Consider the following 2,035-nt stretch of genomic DNA (forward strand, 5'->3'; position numbering starts at 1 on the left):
AAGGCGACGAGGATCTCGTGCGGCGCGGCGTCGAGCGCGCTGCGGGCGAGGGCGACGGGGATCGGTGGCTCGTCGAACAGCGCCTCGAACGCGCCGAGCGGCGTGCCGTCGAGGAGTAGTGGGACGACCGGGAACGACTCGGCGCCGCCGCGCTGCCGCTGCACGGCGAGCGCGTGTTTCAGTTCCTTGCCGACCCACGCCGAATCCTTCGCCTGCGGCGAGACGAGAACGAGGACGCCGGACGAGCTGGCGATCGCGTCGCGGATCGTCGATTCGAGCGGGTCGCCGCCGTGGAACGTGCGCGAGTCGATCGTTAGCGACGTATCGAGCTCGGCGAGCGCCCTGCGCAAGCGGCGGACGATCCCGTCGTCGCCGCTGCTGTGCGAGACGAAGTAGGTCGTGGGAAGGGTTGCGGCTTCGCTTGCGGAATCGTTCTTTGCCATCGGGGCTCTCCCAGCGCGGCGTTGGCGCCTGTTCTGCGAGCGGAGAAGTGTACGCCGGATTCCCGCGCGGCGCCGTCGTTCGTGGCGTGGGTCCGCGAGCGGCAGTCAGCGCAACCGGAGCGGCGTCGTCGCAAGCCCTTGACGTTCGCGGCCGGAAGTGCCCCGAGCCAAACGACGTTCGGCGAAGCTCACGCTTCGCTCAACTCCTGCGACAACTCGGGATGTTTGACGATCAGGCGCAACAGGCACAAGACCGCGCCCGGCGGCGCAAAGCCCCCTTGTTCCCAGTCGCGCAGCGTCGCCACCGGGGTTCCGATGCGCTCGGCGAAGGCCGCTTGCGACAGGCCGGACTGCTTCCGCGCCTGGCGCACAAGGACTTGCTCGGGCGTCGTAACCCACCCCATCCCGTCCCTCTCCTCGGCAAGCGCCTGTCGCAGGTCCGGCAGCGCTTCACCGGCGTCGGCCTCGATAGCCCTCGCCACCTTCTCGATGTCTATTCCCGTACCCTCCATCTCACACCACCTTGTCGATTTCGACGGGCAGCATGTTGCTGCGTTCCGCCTTGCCATACGCCGCCACCAGCAGCACGACTTCCCGCGCGCTATCCGCACCAGGGATCACGTCCCCGGCGAGCGGATTCGCGGCAATCCAGTCGATGAAGTCCAGTCGCTCGTCTTCTGACCACAGCTTCGCGGCCTGTTTCTGGAATGTCGGGGTTTCGATCACGGTACGCATGACTTGAACTGTACGGGCTTCCCGTACCATGTCAAGCGGTATCAGCACAAGAAAACCGTGCCGCACGCTGGCGCTGTTGGTGTCGCCGACGAGCAGTAGGCGGGCGATTTCGGCCGCCAGCAGCGCACCGCCGGTGTGGCTCTCGCCGTCGTCGCGGCGGTAGGCAAGGTACGTGTCGCGCGCCCGCAAGCTCGCTTGGCGCGCTTCCTGGAGCCGGCCGAGGCGGCGCAGCGTGCAGCGCGCCCGGTCCGAAGTTTACGCGCCCGGACCACAGTCCAGGCAGCGCTCGACCGGCGGCGGCCCCATGCGCAAGGCGCGCTGTAGCTCGCGCAGTGCCGTTCGCAGGCCCTCTTCGATGACCGGGTGATAGAAGGGACTGTCGAGCATCGCCTGCACGCTGTCGCCTCGCTGCACCGACCAGGACAGCAGATGCCCCAGATGCTCCGCCGCCGGACCGAGCATTTCGGCCCCCAGCAGGCGACCGCTGCACCGCTCGGCATAGAGATGCAGGACACCGCGATTCTTCAGCATCACGCGGCTGCGCCCTTGATCCTCGAACGAGACCTCCCCCACGGCAAAGTCCACCCCCGAGCGCAGCAACTGTGCGTAGCTCTGTCCGGCGAGCATGATCTGTGGATCGGAGAACACCACCGACAGCGGGGCGCGCCGCGGCCGCACGCGCACGTCGGGGAAGCGGCCGGCATTGTCACCGGCGATGCGGCCCTCGTCCGCCGCCTCGTGGAGGATCTCCCGCTCATGGGTGGCGTCGCCGGCGATGAAGACGTGGCTGTCGGCGATCTGGCCGGTACCGGGATCGAAGAGAGGCACGCCGCGCGTGTCCAGCGGCAGGCCGCTCT

The 2,035-nt window shown here is 68.3% G+C and carries 3 protein-coding genes and 1 pseudogene; all 4 read right to left on the minus strand.

Features of this window, described 5'->3' with window-relative positions:
- The coding region (locus CAPSK01_RS21635) for a toll/interleukin-1 receptor domain-containing protein (protein WP_273702986.1) at nt 1–443 on the minus strand (443 nt) is incomplete at its 3' end.
- A gap of 188 nt (nt 444–631) precedes the next feature.
- Nucleotides 632–955 (minus strand): helix-turn-helix domain-containing protein, encoded by a 324-nt coding sequence (locus tag CAPSK01_RS02885; RefSeq protein ID WP_273702987.1) that lies wholly within the window; start codon nt 953–955, stop codon nt 632–634.
- Nucleotide 956: 1 nt separating this feature from the next.
- Nucleotides 957–1,178 carry a hypothetical protein gene (locus CAPSK01_RS02890; protein ID WP_034922443.1) on the minus strand — a complete coding sequence of 74 codons (222 nt, stop codon included), beginning with the start codon at nt 1,176–1,178 and terminating at the stop codon, nt 957–959.
- Nucleotides 1,179–1,433: 255 nt separating this feature from the next.
- Nucleotides 1,434–2,035 (minus strand): annotated as a pseudogene (locus tag CAPSK01_RS02895) (dihydrolipoyl dehydrogenase); the annotation flags it as partial.

This window comes from Candidatus Accumulibacter vicinus (assembly GCF_000584955.1).
GTDB lineage: Bacteria > Pseudomonadota > Gammaproteobacteria > Burkholderiales > Rhodocyclaceae > Accumulibacter > Accumulibacter vicinus.

Bases quoted from the DNA above. Each gene is read 5' to 3' on its own strand.
- CAPSK01_RS02885 (WP_273702987.1), bottom strand. From the start codon at position 955: ATGGAGGGTACGGGAATAGACATCGAGAAGGTGGCGAGGGCTATCGAG.
- CAPSK01_RS02890 (WP_034922443.1), bottom strand. From the start codon at position 1,178: ATGCGTACCGTGATCGAAACCCCGACATTCCAGAAACAGGCCGCGAAG.